The 21,874-nt window shown below is 42.3% G+C and carries 23 protein-coding genes and 1 tRNA gene; 12 read left to right on the forward strand and 12 right to left on the reverse strand.

What is annotated here, in order from left to right; all coding sequences use genetic code 11:
- The first annotated feature begins 458 nt into the window (after window positions 1–458).
- Window positions 459–2,900: a M1 family metallopeptidase gene (locus MusilaSJ_RS11540; protein ID WP_274990084.1), complete on the forward strand. Its 2,442-nt coding sequence runs from the start codon at window positions 459–461 to the stop codon at window positions 2,898–2,900.
- A gap of 226 nt (window positions 2,901–3,126) precedes the next feature.
- Here the strand turns inward: MusilaSJ_RS11540 and pyrH are convergent, their stop codons facing one another.
- The 7 genes from pyrH to MusilaSJ_RS11575 form a co-directional block, all read right to left on the reverse strand.
- A complete protein-coding gene (gene pyrH / locus MusilaSJ_RS11545) occupies window positions 3,127–3,831 on the reverse strand; it encodes a UMP kinase (protein WP_090529473.1) in 705 nt (234 codons plus the stop codon).
- A gap of 125 nt (window positions 3,832–3,956) precedes the next feature.
- The gene (nagA, locus tag MusilaSJ_RS11550) at window positions 3,957–5,081 is read right to left on the reverse strand and encodes an N-acetylglucosamine-6-phosphate deacetylase (RefSeq protein WP_274990085.1); all 1,125 of its coding nucleotides are present in this window, start codon (window positions 5,079–5,081) and stop codon (window positions 3,957–3,959) included.
- 228 nt (window positions 5,082–5,309) lie between these two features.
- Window positions 5,310–6,161, reverse strand: a complete 852-nt coding sequence (tsf, locus tag MusilaSJ_RS11555; RefSeq protein WP_274990086.1) for a translation elongation factor Ts — start codon at window positions 6,159–6,161, stop codon at window positions 5,310–5,312.
- A 172-nt stretch (window positions 6,162–6,333) separates the two neighbouring features.
- A complete protein-coding gene (gene rpsB, locus MusilaSJ_RS11560) occupies window positions 6,334–7,176 on the reverse strand; it encodes a 30S ribosomal protein S2 (RefSeq protein ID WP_090529482.1) in 843 nt (280 codons plus the stop codon).
- Window positions 7,177–7,194: 18 nt separating this feature from the next.
- Window positions 7,195–7,581, reverse strand: a complete 387-nt coding sequence (rpsI, locus tag MusilaSJ_RS11565; RefSeq protein ID WP_090529485.1) for a 30S ribosomal protein S9 — start codon at window positions 7,579–7,581, stop codon at window positions 7,195–7,197.
- Window positions 7,582–7,606: 25 nt separating this feature from the next.
- Window positions 7,607–8,044, reverse strand: coding sequence for a 50S ribosomal protein L13 (rplM, locus tag MusilaSJ_RS11570; protein ID WP_090529488.1), 438 nt, complete (start codon window positions 8,042–8,044; stop codon window positions 7,607–7,609).
- 354 nt (window positions 8,045–8,398) lie between these two features.
- Window positions 8,399–8,875 carry a hypothetical protein gene (locus tag MusilaSJ_RS11575; RefSeq protein ID WP_274990087.1) on the reverse strand — a complete coding sequence of 159 codons (477 nt, stop codon included), beginning with the start codon at window positions 8,873–8,875 and terminating at the stop codon, window positions 8,399–8,401.
- A 261-nt stretch (window positions 8,876–9,136) separates the two neighbouring features.
- Between MusilaSJ_RS11575 and MusilaSJ_RS11580 the strand changes: the two genes are divergently transcribed.
- Together MusilaSJ_RS11580 and MusilaSJ_RS11585 are read left to right on the forward strand one after the other, a co-directional pair.
- Entirely contained in the window at window positions 9,137–10,426 is a 1,290-nt protein-coding gene (locus MusilaSJ_RS11580; protein ID WP_274990088.1) for a BamA/TamA family outer membrane protein, read from the forward strand.
- Between the two features lie 86 nt (window positions 10,427–10,512).
- Complete coding sequence (locus tag MusilaSJ_RS11585; protein ID WP_274990089.1) at window positions 10,513–11,199, forward strand: PAS domain-containing protein; 687 nt, start codon at window positions 10,513–10,515, stop codon at window positions 11,197–11,199.
- Between the two features lie 59 nt (window positions 11,200–11,258).
- On the opposite strand, the gene MusilaSJ_RS11590 is transcribed toward MusilaSJ_RS11585, so the two are convergent.
- A complete protein-coding gene (locus MusilaSJ_RS11590; protein WP_090529500.1) occupies window positions 11,259–11,657 on the reverse strand; it encodes an SPW repeat domain-containing protein in 399 nt (132 codons plus the stop codon).
- Between the two features lie 115 nt (window positions 11,658–11,772).
- A complete protein-coding gene (locus MusilaSJ_RS11595) occupies window positions 11,773–12,258 on the reverse strand; it encodes an ABC transporter ATPase (protein WP_274990090.1) in 486 nt (161 codons plus the stop codon).
- A gap of 45 nt (window positions 12,259–12,303) precedes the next feature.
- Here MusilaSJ_RS11595 and MusilaSJ_RS11600 point away from each other — a divergent pair, with 45 nt between their 5' ends.
- Complete coding sequence (locus MusilaSJ_RS11600) at window positions 12,304–12,786, forward strand: hypothetical protein (RefSeq protein ID WP_274990091.1); 483 nt, start codon at window positions 12,304–12,306, stop codon at window positions 12,784–12,786.
- On the opposite strand, the gene MusilaSJ_RS11605 is transcribed toward MusilaSJ_RS11600, so the two are convergent.
- Window positions 12,781–13,584 carry a (Fe-S)-binding protein gene (locus MusilaSJ_RS11605; RefSeq protein WP_274990092.1) on the reverse strand — a complete coding sequence of 268 codons (804 nt, stop codon included), beginning with the start codon at window positions 13,582–13,584 and terminating at the stop codon, window positions 12,781–12,783. The genes MusilaSJ_RS11600 and MusilaSJ_RS11605 overlap by 6 nt on opposite strands.
- 56 nt (window positions 13,585–13,640) lie before the next feature.
- Window positions 13,641–14,942: a 4Fe-4S dicluster domain-containing protein gene (locus MusilaSJ_RS11610; protein ID WP_274990093.1), complete on the reverse strand. Its 1,302-nt coding sequence runs from the start codon at window positions 14,940–14,942 to the stop codon at window positions 13,641–13,643.
- A 206-nt stretch (window positions 14,943–15,148) separates the two neighbouring features.
- On the opposite strand from MusilaSJ_RS11610, the gene MusilaSJ_RS11615 reads away from it, so the two are divergent.
- The 3 genes from MusilaSJ_RS11615 (at window position 15,149) to MusilaSJ_RS11625 (ending at window position 16,725) form a co-directional block, all read left to right on the forward strand.
- Window positions 15,149–15,221, forward strand: a tRNA-Phe gene (locus MusilaSJ_RS11615).
- Window positions 15,222–15,392: 171 nt separating this feature from the next.
- Complete coding sequence (locus MusilaSJ_RS11620; RefSeq protein WP_274985558.1) at window positions 15,393–15,749, forward strand: ISAon1 family transposase N-terminal region protein; 357 nt, start codon at window positions 15,393–15,395, stop codon at window positions 15,747–15,749.
- Complete coding sequence (locus MusilaSJ_RS11625; protein WP_446725133.1) at window positions 15,742–16,725, forward strand: ISAon1 family transposase; 984 nt, start codon at window positions 15,742–15,744, stop codon at window positions 16,723–16,725. The genes MusilaSJ_RS11620 and MusilaSJ_RS11625 overlap by 8 nt, the downstream gene beginning before the upstream one ends.
- A 120-nt stretch (window positions 16,726–16,845) precedes the next feature.
- Here MusilaSJ_RS11625 and MusilaSJ_RS11630 read toward each other — a convergent pair whose 3' ends face one another.
- The gene (locus tag MusilaSJ_RS11630) at window positions 16,846–17,253 is read right to left on the reverse strand and encodes a winged helix-turn-helix transcriptional regulator (RefSeq protein ID WP_274990094.1); all 408 of its coding nucleotides are present in this window, start codon (window positions 17,251–17,253) and stop codon (window positions 16,846–16,848) included.
- 134 nt (window positions 17,254–17,387) lie between these two features.
- On the opposite strand from MusilaSJ_RS11630, the gene MusilaSJ_RS11635 reads away from it, so the two are divergent.
- From MusilaSJ_RS11635 to MusilaSJ_RS11655, 5 genes are all read left to right on the forward strand, one after another.
- Entirely contained in the window at window positions 17,388–18,182 is a 795-nt protein-coding gene (locus MusilaSJ_RS11635) for an SDR family oxidoreductase (RefSeq protein WP_274990095.1), read from the forward strand.
- A gap of 20 nt (window positions 18,183–18,202) precedes the next feature.
- Window positions 18,203–18,526: a nuclear transport factor 2 family protein gene (locus MusilaSJ_RS11640; RefSeq protein WP_274990096.1), complete on the forward strand. Its 324-nt coding sequence runs from the start codon at window positions 18,203–18,205 to the stop codon at window positions 18,524–18,526.
- Window positions 18,527–19,160: 634 nt separating this feature from the next.
- Window positions 19,161–19,946 carry a hypothetical protein gene (locus MusilaSJ_RS11645; RefSeq protein WP_274990097.1) on the forward strand — a complete coding sequence of 262 codons (786 nt, stop codon included), beginning with the start codon at window positions 19,161–19,163 and terminating at the stop codon, window positions 19,944–19,946.
- 167 nt (window positions 19,947–20,113) lie between these two features.
- On the forward strand, window positions 20,114–20,866 hold the full coding sequence (locus MusilaSJ_RS11650) for a hypothetical protein (RefSeq protein WP_274990098.1): 753 nt from the start codon (window positions 20,114–20,116) through the stop codon (window positions 20,864–20,866).
- Between the two features lie 165 nt (window positions 20,867–21,031).
- On the forward strand, window positions 21,032–21,805 hold the full coding sequence (locus MusilaSJ_RS11655; RefSeq protein ID WP_274990099.1) for a CHAD domain-containing protein: 774 nt from the start codon (window positions 21,032–21,034) through the stop codon (window positions 21,803–21,805).
- Window positions 21,806–21,874 lie beyond the last annotated feature (69 nt).

Genomic DNA, 21,874 nt, shown 5'->3' on the forward strand with positions numbered 1-21,874 from the left:
AAAGCGTACATCTGGTGTCCGGTTTTAAGCAAAGTATTCTTTAGCCTGACCAGTATGATAACACCTGTTACAAACTGAACATCTTTAACCATTCATTGGTGTAACCCCCTGCTTTTAATAAGTAGCTGATTACCAATTATTTATTTAACGTAATTCAAAATTGTGTTAACCCTGTTAACCCCCTCTGCCCTCGGCCGGCGCAAGTATTATTCGGCGGCCGGGCCGGGCTTACTTTTGCCTTCTGCCCTCAGCGTCTGTCAAAAATCAGTCACACCGCGTAACATAATCCTATCCCACGCGTCATAGGTGATTTACGCATAAAACATTTTGGCTGACAGGGTGTATATTTGAAAATTAACTATCCTTAACAGCTTGTAAAAAGCAAACTTTTTGTACTATATATGACTGATCGCAAACTAATTACAAAACTCATGCTGTCGTGTGTTCTTACCACAGCTATGACAACTGCCTACGGGCAGCAAACTCCTCCGCCAGATAACCCGGCATTAAAGATCTACCGGGCCGTACCAACTAAAATCAACGACCTTATTCACACCAAACTTGATGTGCGCTTCGATTACAAAAAACGCTACATGTACGGTAAGGAATGGGTTACTTTGAAACCTCACTTTTATCCAACTGATAGCTTAAGGCTCGACGCTAAAGGCATGGACCTTAAAAACATCTCGGTGGTAAAAAATGGTAAAAATGTGCCGCTTAAATTTACTTACCAGGACAGCCTTTCGGTAGCCATTAAACTGGACAAAGTTTACCGCAATAACGAAAGTTATACCATTTACATTGACTATACCGCCAAGCCCAATGAGCTGAAAGCTAAAGGCAGCGCGGCTATCAATGACGCAAAAGGGTTATACTTCATTAACCCCGACGGTACTGAAAAAGATAAGCCAACCCAGATCTGGACACAGGGTGAAACCGAAGCTTCGTCGGCCTGGTTCCCTACTATCGATAAGCCAAGTCAAAAAACTACGGAAGAGATCACGATGACCGTGCCGGCAAAGTATGTAACCCTGTCAAACGGTAAACTGACTGCTCAAAAAACAAATGCCGACGGTACCCGTACCGACACCTGGAAACAAGAACTTCCACATTCGCCATATTTATTTATGATGGCTGTTGGCGATTTCAAGATCTATAAAGACAAATGGAAAGATAAAGAAGTAAGCTATTACCTGGAGCCCAAATATGCTCCTTATGCCAAAGAAATATTTGGCTTTACCCCGGAAGCTATCGACTTTTATTCAAAAACTTTAGGTGTTGATTTTCCATGGGTTAAGTACTCGCAAATTGTAGTGCGTGATTACGTGAGCGGTGCAATGGAAAATACCTCAGCCACCCTTCATGGTGACTACGTACAGGCTACGCACCGCGAACTGATTGATGCTAATTTCAACAACGGCCGCAGCACCATTGTTCACGAACTGTTTCACCAATGGTTTGGCGATTATGTTACTGCCGAAAGCTGGAGCAACCTTACCGTAAACGAATCGTTTGCTAATTTCAGCGAAACCATCTGGGCCGAACATAAATATGGCAAGGACGAAGCTGATGCGCATAACTATGCAGATATGCAAAGCTATCTCCGTTCGCAGGGAGCCAGTACTAAAAACCTGGTGCGTTTTTATTATGCTGATAAAGAGGACGTTTTTGACGCAGTAACCTACCAAAAAGGCGGCCGCATCCTGAACATGCTCCGCAATTATTTAGGCGATGCCGCTTTTTATAAAGGCCTTAACATTTACCTGAAAACAAACGCATTCAAAAATGGTGAAGCTCAGCAATTACGTTTAGCGTTTGAAGAAGCCAGCGGCCAGGACCTTAACTGGTACTTTAACCAGTGGTATTATGGAGCAGGTCACCCAATATTGAACATTAGTTATAAATGGGACGAGGCTACCAAAACCGAAACGGTTTACCTGAAACAAACCCAGGACGGTCAAACTTTTAAACTGCCGATGGCTATCGACATTTACCAGGGTGGTAAAAAAGTGCGCCATAAAGAATGGATGAATGACAAGGTAGATTCTATCAGCTACCAACTGGCCGGCAAGCCTGATTTGGTGAACGTTGATGCCGATAAAATCCTGTTAACCAAGAAAACTGACAATAAAACAATTGACGAGTTTTCATTCCAGTATTTCAACGCCCCTAATTACCTCGACCGTTACGAGGCTATAGAAGCTGCTGCATCAGATCAAACCCGTCCGCAAGCGCAAAAAATCCTGATCGCGGCTTTAAAGGATAAGTATTATGGACTGCGCATTAAAACCATCAAGGCATTAAACCTCACTAAAGATGATGTGCGTAATGCGGCCCAGCCAATATTGATCGCATTAGCTCAAGCCGATAATAACACGCTTGTAAAAGCAGCTGCTATTACAGCATTAGGCAAATTGAAAGCAAGCGGTAATATGACTTTGTTTACCCAATCCATATCGAGCGAATCATACGCTGTACAGGGCGCTGCCTTAAACGCCATTGCACAACTTGACCCGGCCAAGGCATTAAGCTTAGCCAAAGGCCTTGAAAAAGACAACAAAGGCGCATTAACTGCCGCTATCATGACTTTATATACAACTAATGGTAATGATGCTGAATGGCCATTTGTTTACCATGCGTTTACCGAGGCAGGGATTCAGGAAAAATTCAATTCCCTTAAAAACTTTGCCGACATGACCGCTAAAGTTAACAAGCCCGAATATGCACAGCAAGGAATTGAAGAGCTTAAAAATGCAGGCATTAAATTTAAGGTTTACGGGGCTGCACCTTTTGTAATTACACAGCTGGAAGGGATCAAAGCTTCCCGTACCTCAATGAAGGATGATGCCTCGGCAAAAGCAGCCGATGACGCAATCAAAGCTATTAATGATGCCAAATAAGCAGAAAGCCAAAGGCTTAAAGCTAAAAGCTTTATAGCTTTGTGCATTCACCCTAAATACAAAAGGCCGCTCTTAACAAAGGCGGCCTTTTGTATTTAGCGTAAAGCGATGTGGTTTAGCTTAAGGCTTAAGGCCTAAAGCTAAAAGCGTTTTGAGTGTTAGCGTTATTAGCTTTGAGCTTTTTGCGTTCGGCTTTAAGCTTTAAGCCTTCTGCTTTTAGCTTAAATTATTTTACGAGCGTGCCAATATCTTCGCCTTTGGCAATTTTCATAAAGTTACCTTCCTTGTTCATATCAAATACAATGATAGGCAGCTTATTTTCCTGGCACAGGGTGATGGCGGTCATGTCCATTACGTTAAGGCCTTTGTCATATACTTCCTGGAAAGTGATCTCGTCGTAACGGGTTGCACTTGGGTCTTTTTCCGGGTCGGCAGTGTAGATTCCGTCAACGCGGGTACCTTTCAATACCACATCGGCTTTAATTTCAATGGCGCGTAATGAAGCGGCAGTATCAGTAGTAAAGTAAGGGTTACCTGTACCCGCACCGAAGATCACTATCTTGCCCATTTCCAGGTGGTGCATAGCACGACGGCGGATGTAAGGTTCACAGATCTGTTCCATTTTAATGGCCGATTGCAGGCGGGTTTCCACACCAATGCTTTCTAAAGCATTTTGCAGCGCCATACAGTTAATCACCGTTGCAAGCATACCCATATAATCGGCCTGCGCACGTTCCATGCCCGATTTTTCAGCACTTAATCCCCTGAAAATATTACCGCCTCCAACAACTACCGCAATCTCGATACCGGCATCATAAACGTTTTTAATGTCATGAGCATACTGCAAAACCTGGTTATTATCAATACCATATTGCCTTGCGCCCATCAGCGATTCGCCCGAAAGTTTCAGTAATATTCTTTTGTATTTCATTTGGTGTGATTTGCTAATAATAGAAAAAGATGAAACCTGCTTTTGTTTATATCAAGAATTGATAAAGCTCTGTTCATACGGGAGTAGTTCGCCAAAAATAGCGAATAAATTTCAGTGTTAAAATTTTATGTTGTCTTTGTTAAAAAATCACCCTTTAGTATAGTCCCAAGCACTTCAAAATCAGCATTAAAAATAACAAGGTCGGCATCAAAGCCTTTCTCTATTTTACCCTTTTTTGTTTGCGATGCTAACTCGGCGGGATATAATGATGCCATATTTACAGCCTCAGCCAGGTCAATACCGGCCAATTTAACGCAATTTTCAACTGCTTTAAGCATGGTAAGGTTTGAACCTGATAAAGTACCATCGGGCATGGTATACCTGTCGCCGCGTAACTCATGCTGGTATGCCCCCTCTTTAGTTGAGGTAACCGCATCAGTGATCAGAAAAAGCTTATCACCCAATTCGCGCTTCGCCAGGCGGATCATAGCAAAATCAACATGGATACCATCGGCTACGATACTGGTGTACGGCCGCTCTTCAAAAATAGCGGGAATATAACCAGGCTCACGATGGTGCATGGATGGCATAGCATTAAACAGGTGAGTTACTGCCTGTACCGGTTTCTTTAAAAATAATTTACCTTCGGCATAGGTAGCATTACTATGGCCGGATGATATGATAACACCCTGCTCATATAAATAATCTATCACATCCTGATCCTGCAGTTCGGGGGCAATGGTGATCATTTTGATAACGCCATCGGCCTTTTCAAGCCAGCCTTTAACTTCTGCAAGGGTAGCTTTTTTAATAAATTTTTCGGGGTGTGCTCCTTTTTTGGCAGGGTTTAAGTAAGGTCCTTCCAGGTGCAATCCCCAAAAAGCGCCTTTACTCTTTTCGCGATAGATCTTAGCAGCCTCTATACCCGTTTCCACAATATCATTGGTGTTGGTGCCGATGGTGGCAAACACCCCGATAGTTCCCTGGTTCAACAGGTCATTTTCCAGCTGTTCTAATGCTTCAACAGTGGGCTTACCTGCAAAAAGTTGCCCTCCGCTACCGTAAATCTGCAGGTCGATAAACCCGGGTGCAAGGTATGCGCCGTTCAGGTCTTTCTTCACAGCATTCGCGGGGATAACAGTATCGTCAATAATATCAGTGATAATGCCATCTGAGATCAAAACGGCTTTATCTTCGGCGATGGTGCCGGTTGAGATGAGTTTGAGGTTGTGGAGGGCGAGGATAGGCATGATTGCTTGATCAATGTAACTGTTAAAACCAATGCATTTTAAAGCGAGGGCCTGTGCGATTCCCCTCTTGAGAGGGGTGGAGGGGTGTGTCTGTCCGCTTTTACAAACACACCCCTACAAACGCTCTTTCCCGTCGCGCCCCCTCTCAAGAGGGGAACAAAACCGTCGTTTCAATTAAAAACAACAGGGCAAAAAAAATCCCCCGATTTTCATCGGGGGATAATATGATTAAGCTCCTAAAGCCACCCGCTTGAAGGCGGTTACTGTAAGGCCTTTTTCAACCGAGTCAAGGAATTGTGAAATGCTCTTAGATGAATCTTTCACAAACTCCTGGTTTAACAGGGTTGAGTCTTTGTAGAATTTATTCAATTTACCAGCAGCAATTTTTTCAACCATTGCTTCTGGTTTACCTTCTGCACGGATCTGCTCTTTAGCAATTTCAAGCTCACGCTCAATTACTGAAGCGTCAACACCATCTTTATCCAAAGCGATAGGGTTCATAGCGGCAATTTGCATAGCTACGTCTTTACCTGCTTCTTCCGCACCGGCACCATCAGCGCTCAAAGCCACCAATACACCTAAACGGAAGTTACCGTGGATGTAAGCAACAACCTTTTCGCCGCTAATAACTTCATATTTAGATACACCGATTTTTTCGCCGATTTTACCGGTTTTTTCGATGATAGCATCACCAATTTTAACGCGAACAGTTTCAACGTCAATTTCAAGGGCGTAAAGCTCTTCAATTGAAGCCGGTTTTGCTTCAACAGCTTTGTTAGCAATTTCGTTTGCAAAAGCGATGAACTCAGCGTTTTTAGCTACGAAGTCAGTTTCGCAGTTAAGCTCGATGATAACACCGGTTTTAAAATCTTCAGAAGTACGTGCAATAACAACACCTTCGTTTGATTCCCTGTCCTGACGGCTTGCTGCAACTTTAGCACCTTTTTTCCTTAAAAAATCGATAGCTGCTTCAAAATCACCGTTAGTTTCGGTTAATGCTTTTTTGCAATCCATCATACCGGCACCGGTTTGCTGGCGCAGTTTGTTTACGTCGGCTGCAGAAATTTGTACTGTAGACATGTTTTTTTGAGTTTTAAGATTTTTTATATCGGGTTACAAGTTACCGTTATGGTATTACGCCACTGTAACCTGCAACTATTTTTAATATTAAAAATCCTCCCTGATGCTTTTAACGGAATCAGGGAGGCTTTAAATATTTGTTCCTTGTTCCCCCTTCAGGGGGTTAGGGGGCTTATTCTTCTGTTTCAGCAGCCGGAGCTTCAGCTTCGCCTTCAGCAGCTACTTCAGCAACTTTACGGGTTCTTTTACCGCCTTCGTTAACTTCAGGAGCATCAGCTTTAGCTTTTGCAGCTACTGCTTCTTTTTCAGCTTCGTCTTCTTTCTCGCGTTTGCGCTCATCTAAACCTTCTTCAATAGCTTTGATGATGATGCTGGTAATCAAAGAGATTGATTTAGTAGCGTCGTCATTCGCAGGGATCGGGAAGTCGATATTTGAAGGATCAGAGTTGGTATCAACCATAGCAAATGTAGGGATGTTCAACTTTAATGCTTCTGAAACCGCGATGTGCTCTTTCTTAACGTCGATCAGGAATAAAGCAGCCGGTAAACGGTTCAAGTCAGAGATACCACCTAAAAGGGTTTCCAATTTGATACGCTCACGCTGAATCATCAGACGCTCTTTTTTAGAAAGGTTGCTGTAAGTACCGTCTTTAGTCAATTTATCGATGTTTGACATCTTTTTGATTGACTTACGTACAGTAGCAAAGTTGGTTAACATACCACCTAACCAACGCTCGGTGATGTATGGCATGTTTACGCTTTTTGCGTAATCAGCAACGATATCTTTCGCTTGTTTCTTTGTAGCTACGAATAATACCTTACGGCCTGATTTTACAATTTGTTTTATAGCTGCAGCAGCTTCTTCAACCTTAGTTAAGGTTTTATTTAAATCGATAATGTGGATACCGTTACGCTCCATGAAAATGTACTGTGACATTTTCGGATCCCATTTACGGGTAAGGTGACCAAAGTGTACACCAGCGTCCAGTAAATCCTGATAAGTTGTTCTTGCCATTTTGTTGTCCTCCTGTGATTAACGTTTACTGAATTGGAATCTCTTACGTGCTTTCCTGCGACCTGGTTTTTTACGCTCAACCATACGGTCATCGCGGGTCATTAAGCCTTTAGCACGTAATGCCGGTTTCTTTTCAGCATCAAGTTCAACAATAGCTTTAGCGATAGCTAAACGAACGGCTTCTGCCTGTCCTTTTACACCACCACCTGCAACGTTTGCTTTAACATCATATTTTCCGGTGCTACCAGAAACCTCAGTGCTCTGAGTAACGATGTATTGCAATGGCAAAGTAGGGAAATACTCTTTGTAATCTTTACCGTTAACGATGATCGCACCATTTCCTTCTGTAAGGTAGATGCGGGCAACGGCTGTTTTTCTTCTGCCTGAAGTGTTAGTTGTTGGCATTTTTTTTCTCCTTAAAAATTAAAAATTAAATGGCTGTTGGGTTTTGCGCTGCATGAGGATGCTCAGCACCTGCATATACATGCAAATTGCCGAATAATGCTTTACCCAAACGATTTTTAGGTAACATACCACGTACCGCTTTCTCGATGATGCGGGTTGGATGTTTCGCCAATAACTCCTTAGGAGAAATAAAACGCTGACCACCTGGATATCCAGTGTAACGAACATAAACTTTGTCGCTTAGTTTGTTGCCGGTCAGTTTTACCTTGTCTGCGTTGATAACGATCACATTATCACCACAGTCTACGTTTGGGGTGAAATCAGGCTTGGTTTTACCACGAATGATCATTGCGATCTTCGTAGACAAGCGCCCCAAAATCTCGCCTTCGGCGTCAACAACAACCCATTGTTTGTTAACGGTTTTTTTGTTGGCTGAGACAGTTTTGTAACTTAACGTATTCACTTGCTTTAAATTAAATTGTTTAAACGTTTATTATACCCCGTATTTTCGGGACTGCAAAGATAGGGTTAATTATCTTATTAGCAAATAGATTTTAAGGAAATTCTATGAACCTTGATTTTTAGGATTTGACGATTGGCGGGATGCTTAGTGTGAACCGGGACTTAGGTGGATTTTTGGTGGAATATGCAGGATTTTTTTCTCCCTGGCGGTCGTGTATTCACAACCGCGTGCCGGTACCTGTTTGAACCGGAATTCAGCTTATGGCCGGCGTTTTCACCGTACCACTTTTTACAGTTGCTTCAATTATTGCATCATGACCCAAATCAACGAGCAAATTCAATAAGTTAAAGGCGTTCAATCATCTGTTACAAGCGTAACTTTTGCATATTTATATTTATACTTTTTAATTATGCTTAACTCATTAGCAGATACAGCAGCCTCGCAGTTTCTCCAGTTTTTTGTGTAGTGCAAATTAGTCCAGTAGTTGGTTATACTTGCCGGGATTTCCCCTCGTAGTTGTGTATCAAAAATAACAATGGTATCGCTCAAAGCAGTATCTCGTTTATGTGATCTGCAAATAAATACATCCACAGCAGGTATAGTATCATTTTGGGAGCGTTTCGTAGTATTGTACAAATATGCAGCTAATATTCCTGGGCCATTAAAAGAAGTATCTATCACACTGCTATCAGCCTCGATCATTTGCGCGGTGTTCAAACTTATTGCAGCATACTCCTTTTTATCCAACGAACTACATGCAGTTATAAGCATCACATTCGTCAAAATAACCAACAACAGTAAACGTGTATTGAAATTTAAAGAGCGTCCCATACCTGTTTTTCTATTTAATACCGGTTATTTAAAAAAGTAACCTGATCATCATGATGGATTGGGCGTTGCCTGCGGCCCGGGCTATACGCTGCAAGTCCTCGCTTTGCCGGTGCGCAACGCCAACACTCGCTCCGGGCTTTACTCTTCTATCCCTAACGCAAATCCGTGTTCCATTAAAACTCACGGTTTATTTCGTAATAAGTTTTTTACATTCAGATGATATAAATATATTAGCAGGAACACTAATTAATCCCTGAATAATTGGCTCCCGCTGTTTACCGGCTCACCTTAACCTTGTTTGTACTTTTAAGTACCTGCAAGCTGTTTGCCCAAACCCTGGCCGATCCGGTTGATTCATTACAAACACAGGTAGACGCCAATGGGATCTTAGCTTCTATATTCAGCGGCAAAAGCAGCAAACCTGACGCGGCTACCGAACAGGTACGAAACCGTACCTACTGGTCGGTATTGCCATCGGCGGCTTATAACCCGAGCGTAGGTTTCGCCGGAGGGGTGATCTCATCAGGAGGAAAATACTTTGGCGATCCTTCAACTACAACGCTTTCGGTAATTAATGCCGGCTTTTACCTGTCAACAAGCGGGCTCTCTACTTTTGAATTTAAACAAAACGCTTTTTCGGCACAAAACAAGTGGAACCTGCAGGGCACTGTACAAATAGGGAAAACCGTTGCCATGGACAACGGCCTCGGCACCGGCAGGCGCAGTTTTGGCGAGGGCAACTTTTTCATGAACAACACCCATTTTGAAAATAATCCTGATGCATTTCCTATCCGTTATGTATACATCAAGGCTAACGAGCGCATCTACCGTAAACTGGCACATCATATATATGTAGGTGCCGGGCTAAGCTTTAATTATTACAGTCATATCGACGACAACCGTAAAGAAATCCCTATAACCCAAACACACAACTTTCGTTATAGTATTCGCAACGGTTTTCCCGTCAGTTCGTATCAGGCCAATGGCTTACTTTTTAATTTTCAATTTAATAACCGCGATCAGCCTAACAGGCCCTTTCGGGGTATTTATGCCGATATAGTTTTACGAAGCAACCAAACCTGGCTGGGCAGCAACCGCAACGCTATGCAGGTAAAGCTCGAATTCAGAAAGTACTGGAGCTTATCATCAACTAATCCCGAATGCGTATTTGCCGTTTGGCACTGGTCAAACTATTTATTTAGCGGTGCGCTTCCTTATCTTGAACTGCCAGGTACAGGCAGTGATGCTTACGGGCGTATAGGCAGGGCATTTATAATCGGGCGTTTTAAGGGCTTATCATTTGTATATAATGAGGCCGAGTATAGGTTTCCCTTAACTGCTAACAAACTATTAAGCGCTGTTACTTTCGTAAATGTTGAAACCGCCAACAACCAGCAAAGGGTAAAACTATTCAGATATTGGGAACCGGGAGCAGGCCTTGGCTTAAGGTTGTTGTTTAATAAATACACCCGATCAAACCTTTGTATTGATTATGGCAAAGGCACATATGGTTCAAGTGGTTTCTTTTTAGGACTTAACGAGGTTTTTTAACAATAATAGTTGCCTCTATCAGCTATAAATTTATAACTGGTGTCATTTTTGTACTTAATGCTTTTCAAAGGATTAATCTACTACAAATGCGCACTCCGTTAACCTCACAACTACTTGGCGATCTGATTGAAAAAGGCTATGAATATGTATTAGTTAAGATCAGCCTGAATCAACAGGAAGATGAGGCTGTCGACATAACACTTGTACCAATAAAAGAAAAACCGGAATTAAATAAATTACCAACAGGCTTTGAAACTTTTTACCGCATCACCCGCGAGCCCATGCAACTGGTTTGTGGTGTCGACAATACCAGTATTTTCATCGAATATCAAACCTTTGGTGACACTATAACCAGCCAGGACCTTTTCGACGACACTTATTTTAGGATGAGCGAGGACTTTTTCAGGCAGGTGTTGGACAGCCTGGAAGATTACGCGGTGATCACTACAGATAAAAATGGTGACGTTAACAGCTGGAATACCGGTGCCCAAAAAGTGCTTGGCTACACCGAACAGGAAGTATTAGGCCTAAGCGCCCGGATTTTTTTTACTCCCGAAGATATTGCCGAAGGTAAACCCGAAGCCGAATTAAAAAAAGCGCTGAGCCGGGGCAGAGCTATCGATGAGCGTTATCATGTACGCAAGGACGGCACACGCTTTTGGGGCAGCGGGCTGGTTTTCCCGCTGTTTGATGAACAGCACAATCATCGTGGTTTCACTAAAATCATGCGTAATCAACGGGAAGAACAGCGATCAAAAGAGCTTGGCATATAAAACAAAAGAGGTGCTCAAATGAACACCTCTTTTGTTTTATATCTTTTCGGGAAAAAGAATTAAGCATTGTAGCTTACGCCGTGATCTTCTTCTACCTGTGGGTTAATAAATGGTGAGCCTTTGGTAAAGCAACCTACAATTAAAAGGTAGGCACCAAAAATCAATTGCGGAGCTACCAATTTATCAGAAAAAGCATAAACCCATGGTGAGCAAAATAAAAATGATCCCATAATTACATCACCAACATTATGCATAACCATCGGGAATTGCTTGATAAAGCCCATTTCGTTTTTAGCAAAGATAGCCATGATAAGCTGTAACCAACCAATGATCAAAGGCAGGAACAAAGCAGCACCGCCAACATGAAGTGTATCAAACGTCCATAATGATGAAATCATTAACAGGGCTACAACGTAGTTTAAAAATCCGTAAGTTTTTGTTGAGATGAAGCCTTTCATTTTTAGCTTATTTATAAAGTATCAGTAAAATGATTTATATCTAAATTCTGTGCCAAAGGTAAACATTTGCACGGCTTAAGCACAGTAAATTTTAAAAAATTGAATTGCGTGGCAATCAATTAGCTACGAGGTCGCGAAATAACTGAATATGCCAGCTATCTTTAAACGGCACCTCCCATTTAGTTTCAAGCTCGGTCAAATTTTGAACCAGGTTATTATAAACAACTGTTTCCTTATTAATGCTGCCCTCTTTTAGTTTAGCCTCAAAATCATGCCGTGGTAACGAAAGCACTTCCTCACCCTCGCGATAAGCCAAATTAAACCTGTCGAAAAGATTAATCCCTAAATGCTGCTGCACCTGCTGCATAAAATGAACCGATTTATCGATAGAACATCCGCTGGCTCCAGCTTGGCTTTCATCAACAATCAATATAAAAAAGCGGTTGTACCTTACCTCGCCTTTGGCTTTTAGCTGGTTGTTGTGTGCTGTCCAGTTGGTGGTAAACCTGTCCAGCTCAGGCTGTATCTGCTGCACTTCCAGATCGGTTAATTTCCTGTCCGACTGATAGATCCAAACTCTTGACTGTGGAGAAAATTTCATTTCCAAAAATATCAATTTATTAACTTCGGGTTACATTTTGTTGTCATGAAAATATCAATTCTGCCATCAATTGGAAAAACTACGCTCATCACATCAATTTTAGCCCTTATTGGGCTAAATTACGGTTTTAAAGCCGAAATGAGCGAACAAGAATGGTTAAACTGGAGTAACAAGTGCCTCAACACCTCATTTAACCCCGCGCCTGATATCAACCTCAAAAAGTGGGAGATTACCCTTACCAGCGATTATTTTTTACGTTTGAGGAAAACTTATCAACATGGCAAACAGGAATATTTTTCTTTCAACCTGCACCGTTTAATCAATGTTGATTATGTGGGCAGCGACACCACAGGTGCAGTAAAATTCAACACCCAAACCGATGATATCATTGTACAAACCTACGAAGACCCCAATGGCAATATCGACTCAATGGCCACTACATTTGATTTACCGGTACATAACATGAGCTCCACCAAATTTGACAGTCTGAAGAGCGCGTTGAATTATTTCAGGACAAAAGGTTTATAACCCGTTAGCCCTAACCGTGATCTCTGCAATATCCAACACCTTTATCTCCTGTTCCTTATCCTGGTTTTTTACGCCATCAGTTAGCATGGTCATACAAAACGGACAGGCAGCGGCTACCACCTGCGCCTTGGCTTCTATAACATCGGCAATACGCTCTATATTGATATCCTTTTTGCCTGGTTCAGGTTCCTTAAACATTTGCGCGCCGCCCGCACCACAGCACAGCCCGTTTGATTTGCAGCGTTTCATTTCTACCAGTTCGGTATCCAATATCTCTAACGCCGCGCGCGGAGCCTCGTAAACATCATTTCCCCGGCCCAAATAACAGGGGTCATGATAAGTGATCCTTTTCCCCTTAAAACTTTCACCGCCCTCTGCCTTAAGCTTACCATCATTTATTAGCTGTTGAATAAGCTGCGTGTGATGAATCACCTCATAATCACCCCCCAGGCCAGGATACTCATTTTTTATGGTATTAAAACAATGCGGGCAACCTGTAACTATTTTTTTGATATTATAACCATCCAGCACCTGGATATTCATCATGGCTTGCATCTGGAACAGGAACTCATTTCCCGCCCGCTTTGCAGGGTCGCCGGTGCAATTTTCTTCTGTACCTAACACTGCGTAGCTAATACCCACATGCTGCAATATCTTGCAAATATCGCGGGTAATTTTGCGGGCACGCTCATCAAAGCTGCCGGCACAACCAACCCAAAACAATATTTCGGGTTCTTTGCCCTCAGCAGCCATTTCGGCCATGGTAGGTATCTTTATTTCGGATTTCGAATTTTCCATTTCGGATTTAAATTTGAATTTAAAAAGCAAACTGTTAACTAAAAACTGCTAACTGCCTACTGTTCCTCCGCCCAGTTAAACCTGTCGGCCTGGCTGTATTTCCATGGGGCGCCGTTGTTTTCGACGTTGCCAAACATATTATTTAAACTTGCCGGGGCCTGCGATTCTTCCATTACAATATAACGGCGCATTTCTGTTATGATCTCCAGCGGATTGATGTTTACCGGACAAGCTTCTACACAAGCGTTACAACTGGTGCAGGCCCAAAGCTCTTCGCGGGTAATGTAATTGTCAAGCAATGATTTATCATCTTGGTGGTCTTTACCGTGCTTATCAATGTTATTACCAATCTCGGTGATGCGATCGCGGGTATCCATCATGATCTTACGCGGTGAAAGCAGTTTCCCAGTAATATTTGCCGGACAAACCGAAGTGCACCTGCCGCACTCGGTACAGGTATAAGCTTCCATCAGGTTTTTCCAGCTAAGATCAGTAACATCCTTCGCACCAAAACGTCCCGGTTCACCGGTGTTTTCAGGCACGAATGACGGATCAAGCATTGCTTTCACCTCATTGGTAACCGATGTCATATTGGTAAATTTACCTTTAGGGTTAAGGTTTGAATAGTACGTATTAGGGAACGCCAGCAGGATATGAAAATGCTTTGAATAAGGCAGATAATTCAAAAAACACAGGATCCCTACAATATGGAACCACCAGCAAACGCGTTCGGTAATTACCAATGCCGAAGCGCTACCTGGCAGCAACGGCGCCAACAATGAACTTACCGGGAAGCTTCCGGCTGTAATATAGTGGCCAAAATGCTGTAGTTGTAATTTATAATCAGCCGCATTCATGGTCAGGAAAGCGGTCATGAGTAATATCTCGGTAATAAGGATGTAATTCGCATCAGATTTTGGCCATTGAGTCATTTCTGTACCCGTAAAACGTTTCAGATGCACAACATTGCGCCTGCACAGGAAAACGATACACGCCGTAAGTACCAATACTGCCAGTATCTCGAAAGCACCTATCAGGAAACCATACAAACCACCAAGCGGCTGCGAAAAGATGCGGTGCGAACCAAAGATCCCGTCAATCATGATCTCCAGCACTTCGAGGTTAATAATGATAAAACCTATATAAATAAAAAAGTGCATTACCGCTGCTACGGGGCGTTTAACCATTTTGGTTTGGCCAAGGGCAATTTTGGCCATCACTTTCCAGCGCAGGGCCGGCTGGTCGTTACGATCCGTGTCTTTACCCAGCAAAATATTGCGCCTGATTTTAGACACGTTCTTGCCGAAGAAGTAAACGGCAACCGCCAGGATGATAATAAATATAAGCTGAGCAATCATTATGCGTGCATAGTATTTTTCTCAAAGTTAAATGAATTGTTTAAAGCGCGAAATGTTTTGGGATTGAAAAAATATTTGAAAATTAATTAGCTGATTACCTGCATAATTATTTAAAACAAGCAGGCGAACAGAAACTTTTTTCAAAAAAAAGTTTTCAAACATAAAAAAAAGGCTACATTTGCACTCCCCAATCACGGGAACGGTTTGGTACCATAGCTCAGATGGTAGAGCAAAGGACTGAAAATCCTTGTGTCACTGGTTCGATCCCAGTTGGTACCACTTAAAAAATGAAGCCTTCAGATTAACTTCTGAAGGCTTTTTTGCTTTATATTAACTGTTTTAAATAGCTTTTCTCACTACACAGGTTAATGATTTTGGATCAAGCATAAAAATTGTGGGGGAGAAAAAAAAGTGTTTGCTTTGTGGATATAATAATCAACACGCGTCCACTTGTCATCAGCCCACGAAACCCTTGTCCATTTAATCTTACCAAAAGGCCTTTTAGACTATTTTGAACTTACCGATGTCCGTTCATCAGAGAATGGAGCGTTGAACATTTATCTGGAGGAGAAGAACCTTGCTCCATCCGGTTATGATAAGTCACAGTTAGAGTCAAAAGGCTTTTTACCAGAGACAGCTATTCAGGATTTTCCTATCCGCGGCCATAAAGTAGCCTTATGTATAAAAAGGCGCAGATGGGAAGTTAAAGCGAGTGGTGAGCTTATCACAAGAGACTGGGATTTAGTAAGAAAAGGGGCGCGAATGACAACGGAATTCGGCACTTTTTTAAAAGGAATATTTGGATAATCACCCGATCAGCAGCCATTTATTAGGCCGGCTATACCAGGTAGATGGCAAGCAGCTCGGTCAGCAATACAAAGATCACCTAAGTGATTTTCATAGCTGGAGCCAAAAGGACCATGCGGAAGACCTGATGCTGTTTGCAGATAACACAGGCCCTTATCTGAGTATAGATGAAACCGCGTTAAGCAATGGGGAACTCTATACCATTGTTACCAACAAACAAGCCAAAGGGAATAAAAAAGCCATAGTGGCGATGATCAAAGGCACACAGTCTGAACAAATCATCGCTGTACTGGAGAAAATACCCTTAAGGTCAAGGAATAAAGTAAAGGAGGTAACGATGGACATGGCGGCAAACATGATCAAAGCTATACGCAGATGTTTTAGCAATGCTGTGCGGGTCGTGGACCGATTCCATGTACAAAAGCGGGCTTATGACGCTGTTCAGGAAGCAAGAATAAAATATCGCTGGGAAGCTCTTGATGCGGAAAGTAAGCTGATTGAACAGGCCCGGAAAAACAAACAATCCTATCAGCCCGAAGTGCTCAGTAATGGCGATACTTTAAAACAATTACTCGCCCGAAGCAGATACTTGCTGTTCAAGCATCGATCTAAATGGACGCTATCACAAAAGGAAAGGGCTGATCTGCTTTTTTCAAGATATCCGGAACTGCTCAAAGCTTATAATCTTGCTATCAGCTTAGGTAATATATTCACTAATTGTAAAACCAAAGTGATCGCCTTTAAAAAACTGGCTATATGGTATAATGAGGTGGAAGACTCTGGTATTAATGCTTTTAAAACCGTTGCAAGGTCCGTTCAGCAACATTATGAATCTATCTTGAACTTCTTCGATAACAGAAGTACAAACGCATCTGCAGAATCTTTCAATGCTAAAGTTAAAGCTTTCAGAGCTACTCTCAGAGGTGTAAGAGATACTTCATTCTTTCTATTCAGACTTGCTAAAATCTATGCTTAAACTTTCATCCCCCCAACTTTTCCCCTTGATCCTATGAAACTCTACCGACAGCGGGTATGTACGGCTTTTAATGTGGTAAATGTTATAAGAGGGCTGCAAGGATTGCGATCCTCTTTTATTTTAAACCGAGATCCTCAGATTAGTCCGATGTTCTCCGGTGTTAGCTGACGATGGTCCGTTGTGCTTTAAAATTACCCTGCGCAGCCGTTCCTGATTTTCGTCACCCCAAAGGCCAATAGAACGAATAAGCGGGATCAGCGTTTTTCCGAATTCCGTCAATTCATACTCCACCTTTGGTGGCATCACCGGATAAATAGTTTTAGTCACCATTTCATGATCCTCCAGTTCCTTCAATTGCACATTCAGCACCCGTCTCGTCACGTCAGGAATCCTCCGCTGCAGTTCACTCGGTCTTAAGTAGCCTTCATGGATGAACCACAAAATGCGGATCTTCCATTTGCCATACAACACTTCACCAACCAGGTCAAGGCCGCAATTAAGTGAGGGAGTGATCTTTTTTACATACATCAACACAAATATACGTTCGCATCACGACGTGCGCAATACGGATAAATTTATCCCTATTTGATTCGTAAGCCCGTAATTGTATGGTATTCTGGTACTGTCGAGATTTGTACAATCAAAAACAACATTAAAAAATCATGATACAACAACTCAATTACGGCAATGAACTATCTGGCAAAATAGTCCTGGTAACAGGAGGTACAAAAGGCACGGGAAGAGCAATCTCCGAAAGGCTGTTGCAAGCTGGCGCAACGGTGATTATAACTGCAAGGAATGCTCCTGAAAAGGAAAACAGCAGCCTACATTTTATCCCTTCCGATCTAAGCAAGGCAGAAGACGCGCAAAAAGTGATCAGCGAAGTGCTGTCAACTTATGGCAGGCTCGATATTCTAATAAATAACCTTGGTGCTTCATCGACACCTGCCGGTGGCTTTTCAGCGTTGAGTGATGAGGATTGGCTATCAACCCTGCAAGCTAATCTACTTGCTCCTGTGAGGCTCGACAGGGGATTTTTACCGCAAATGATAGATCGGAGAAGCGGTGTTATTATTCACATAGCTTCCATCCAAGGCATATTACCACTATATGATTCAACCTTGCCATACGCAGCTTCAAAAGCAGGATTGATCAACTATAGCAAAAGCTTATCTAATGAAGTTACGCCAAAAGGTATCCGCGTGCTAACTGTTTCGCCTGGATGGATAAATACATCGGCATCCATAGCCTGGCTGGGCGAGATCGCGAGAAATGCAAATAGTACTGTAGAAGAAGCTCAGCAAGGTGTGATGGATGCATTGGGTGGAATACCTTACGGCAGGCCCGCTGAACCGGAAGAAGTAGCCGAACTGGTTGGTTTTTTGGTTTCGCCAAGAGCCAAATACTTAACAGGAACAAATTTCGTCATCGACGGCGGAACGGTGCCGACAATTTAAAAATCAAACAAATAAAAATCATGGAATTACCACAATTAGTAGCCAAATTTGTAGAGACGCAGAACACTTACAACAGCGGGGCCTACGCTGAATGTTTCACCGGGAACGCTATCGTTCATAACGAGGGCAAGACCCACACCGGCAAAGCAGAAATCCGGCAATGGATCGAAGAAGCGAATCAGAAATATAAGTCGGTGATGAAACCTCTCCGATATGAGGAATCTGGCTCAAACGGAGTATTAACCGCGGAGGTTTCAGGAACGTTTCCTGGCAGCCCGATCGTGCTGAAATTTCATTTAGGACTTAAGGACGGTCTTATCGATTCATTAAATGTGACCGAATAATTCAATTCTGATTGGCAGCATTGGTAAATATTATTAGAAAACCGCCTATCTTACATATGGAGGTTTTCTTAATTGTAAAGACAAATTAGCTTTCACTGTCTTAACATGGTCAAAGGATAACGGAATTGCCAGTTTGACATTTCGGAATTAGGTGGTCAAGGCCTCCGTATTCTCCATTTGTGCTATCTTGACGCAAGAAATATTTGAACAGTTTTCATTTTAGGTCTAAATTTGTTAATTTCTTTAAATCGTAAAAGAAATGTTGTGTTATAACTAAAGTCTGCACCACAGAAAGAAGAAGGTCATTTTTCGATAAGAAAGTGGCATTTTTGCGTTTAGAGGCATCTTTTCTCTCCGATTAATATTGATTCACATCTCATTGCTCCGTATTTAATTAAACGGCCTTCCCTCTCTTTAAATAATTCATCAACAAGCTTTTAATAATTCACTAACAAATTGTTTATGATATATATTATTTGTAAGTTTATGTAACCAATTGCATTATTTATGGTGATAAAATTTTAGGCATTATTTTGTCTTTACCTGGCTCTTTTTACCAAGAAGTCGTCGCCCTCCAAATAAAAACCGCTACCAGACGAAATAAAGCCTTATATCATATTAAACCTTAAGCATTATGAATAAGATTTTAATTTTCGCAGCTTTATTTAGTTTCTTTATTTTAGGATGTAAGAAAAAAGAGAAGTCGTCCGAGGCAGGCCTCTCGGGTGTGTATGAACTTGAAAAACAAGTACTCGACCGCGGAGGCAAAGACTCTGTTATTAAACGAACGCAAATTAAAATCTACACAGATCATAATTATTTATACGCCAGTATAGTTCCTGATTCATCTGTTGGGTTTGGTGTGGGCACTTATACACTTGACTCAGCTAACCGACTTAAGGAACATAGTATTTACACCAGCAGAGCGCTCGACTCATCCCTAACGTATAATCTTGAGGTTACAAAAAAACCTGATGGTTATACCCAAGTCATCCCCGACTTTGCCACGGTAAAAGGTGTAAAATATGCATTGAAGGAAGATTATAAAAAATTCCCGTCAGCGGATAGCTCAGTGCTTGACGGCTTGTGGAAAATGGAAAGAACCTATACCATAAAAGGCAAAGACACAATCCCGACTGATGTAACGCAGTATAAAATATTCTGGGGAGGGCATTTTATTTTCGTCCACAGGTTCGCTCAGAATAAGGAAAAAACCATCTTTAAAAATGGGTTTGGCACCGGGGTATTTACTTTTAGTAATGATACGCTCAGGGAAGAAGAGCAAATATCAAATTACCGGCTTCTTCAGGGTAATAAATTCACCGTTAAAGTCACGATGAATGGCCATGACCAATATACTCAGGTGATTAATAGTGCTACAAATGGCCAATCTGTAGAAATCTACAAACGAGTCAAATAAAAACTCTTTATTTAACCTTGTGTCACCGGTTCGATCCCTGTTGGTACCACAGAAAAGAAATCCTCTTAGTTAACTCTAAGGGGATTTTTTTCTTCTTGCAAATATCAATTTATTTTCAATAACTTTGTATTTCAAAGTACTTTTATAAACATCAATTACAGGTAAACATGCCCCTTTCTACCACACTCGATCAATTGCACTCTTTGGCAAAAGGAAATAAATGGATGCGGCTTTTTGCCGTTTTTAACAGGATAGTGCTGGCGGCCGGTTTTTTTATTGCCGGTAATGTTAAAATTATGGGCGAACGGTTCGCCAGTGGCTTATCGGCCAACCAACCAATGGGCCATTATTTAGAAGCGTTGCACCATACAGGTTATTATTACACTTTTATTGGCATTTTGCAGGTCGCAGCCGCTATCCTGTTATTGATTCCCCGTACCCGGCTCCTCGGGGCGTTAATCTATTTCCCGATTATACTGAACATTTGCATACTGGCCTATGCCGTCAGGTTTGAAGGCACCCGAATCACCACCTTAATGGTACTTGCCAACTTATATTTGCTGGGGTGGGATTATGACCGTTTAAAATTCATTTTGCCATTCAAGCAAAAAAATAGCTATACAACGCAACCTGAAATACGGAGTAACAAGTTTCCGTTCGTGTTTTTTGGAGGCGTTTTTGCAACAATTGCCGCAGTAATAGTAATTAACCAGTTCGTATATGATATCCGACCGGGCAATTCATTGATGGAATGCAATAATGGATGTGCTGGAAATGCCAAGCCGGAGGCTTGTAAGGTTTTTTGCGACTGCGTACACAACCTGGGCAAACCGCTGGACAGTTGCCTGGCCCAATATGATAAAGCTCCGGGTAAAACTATCCAGACATCAGGCGCGGGCAATGCAAACCATAGCAGGTGAGCAAGGGTATTTTATTTATCTCGTTACCTCTTCAGGCATCCCATGCTGTTGTGTAACCAGCAATTTGTGTAATAATATTTGATTAATTAGATCGCTTTTTAGCACCAAATTTGTCGCTTTAGCCGTATTTTTGAATATGTGGCATCCTTTTTTATGCCGCCGGCTATGAAAAAGAAGACGGAAAAGAAGTACGTAATTAAGACATGGCGAACCATGAAACGCCATCTCCGCTCTTTTGTCAAAAACGACGAACAGGAAGATTTGCATCGTTTTCGTACCGGGGTAAAAAAACTGCGGGCGCTTTTGATCTTAGGAGACAGCGCGGCAAAAGATACTGTGCTGGAGAAACGCTTCAAACCCGTTCGTAAGATATTTAAGCAGGCCGGGGAAATCAGGAATGCTTATATAAACCAGGAATTGGGCAAAGCAGTTGGTGAAAACATCGATTTTATCCGGGAGCAACAGCAGATCATGAAAATCACCACCCGGGCATTTAACGCCGATAAGGATCAGCACAGCGCATGGCTCCGAAAAACGCGCCGCAGACTGCTGAAGCGGATCAGGCCAATCAGTAAACATCACCTCTCCCTGTATTACAGGCAACACCTGGAAATCATCGCTGCGGCCTTAAACCATCCCAGTTTTAACGAGGAATTGCATACCTGCCGTAAACAACTTAAGGTACTGCTTTATAATTACCCCCTGGCCGGCCCGGAACTGGACCTCGCTTTTAATGAACCTTATCTTGACCAGGTGCAGGCGGCCATCGGCGACTGGCATGACAATGAACTGGCCATCGCACTTCTTTCGACAACTGAGACCCGGAACAGCAAAGAGACACTCAAAGGACTGAAGAGGCAGGCCACCGTGCTTAAAAGACAACTCACCAGGCTCACCCGGAATTTCCACGAACAGGCAAGCCCCCCGACCAAAATTTAACTATGGCGTAACGATGTGAGAAAATACACATTCGAATTATCCTATTATAGAACGCCTATAAAGATCGGG

Source organism: Mucilaginibacter sp. SJ (assembly GCF_028993635.1).
Classification (GTDB): domain Bacteria; phylum Bacteroidota; class Bacteroidia; order Sphingobacteriales; family Sphingobacteriaceae; genus Mucilaginibacter.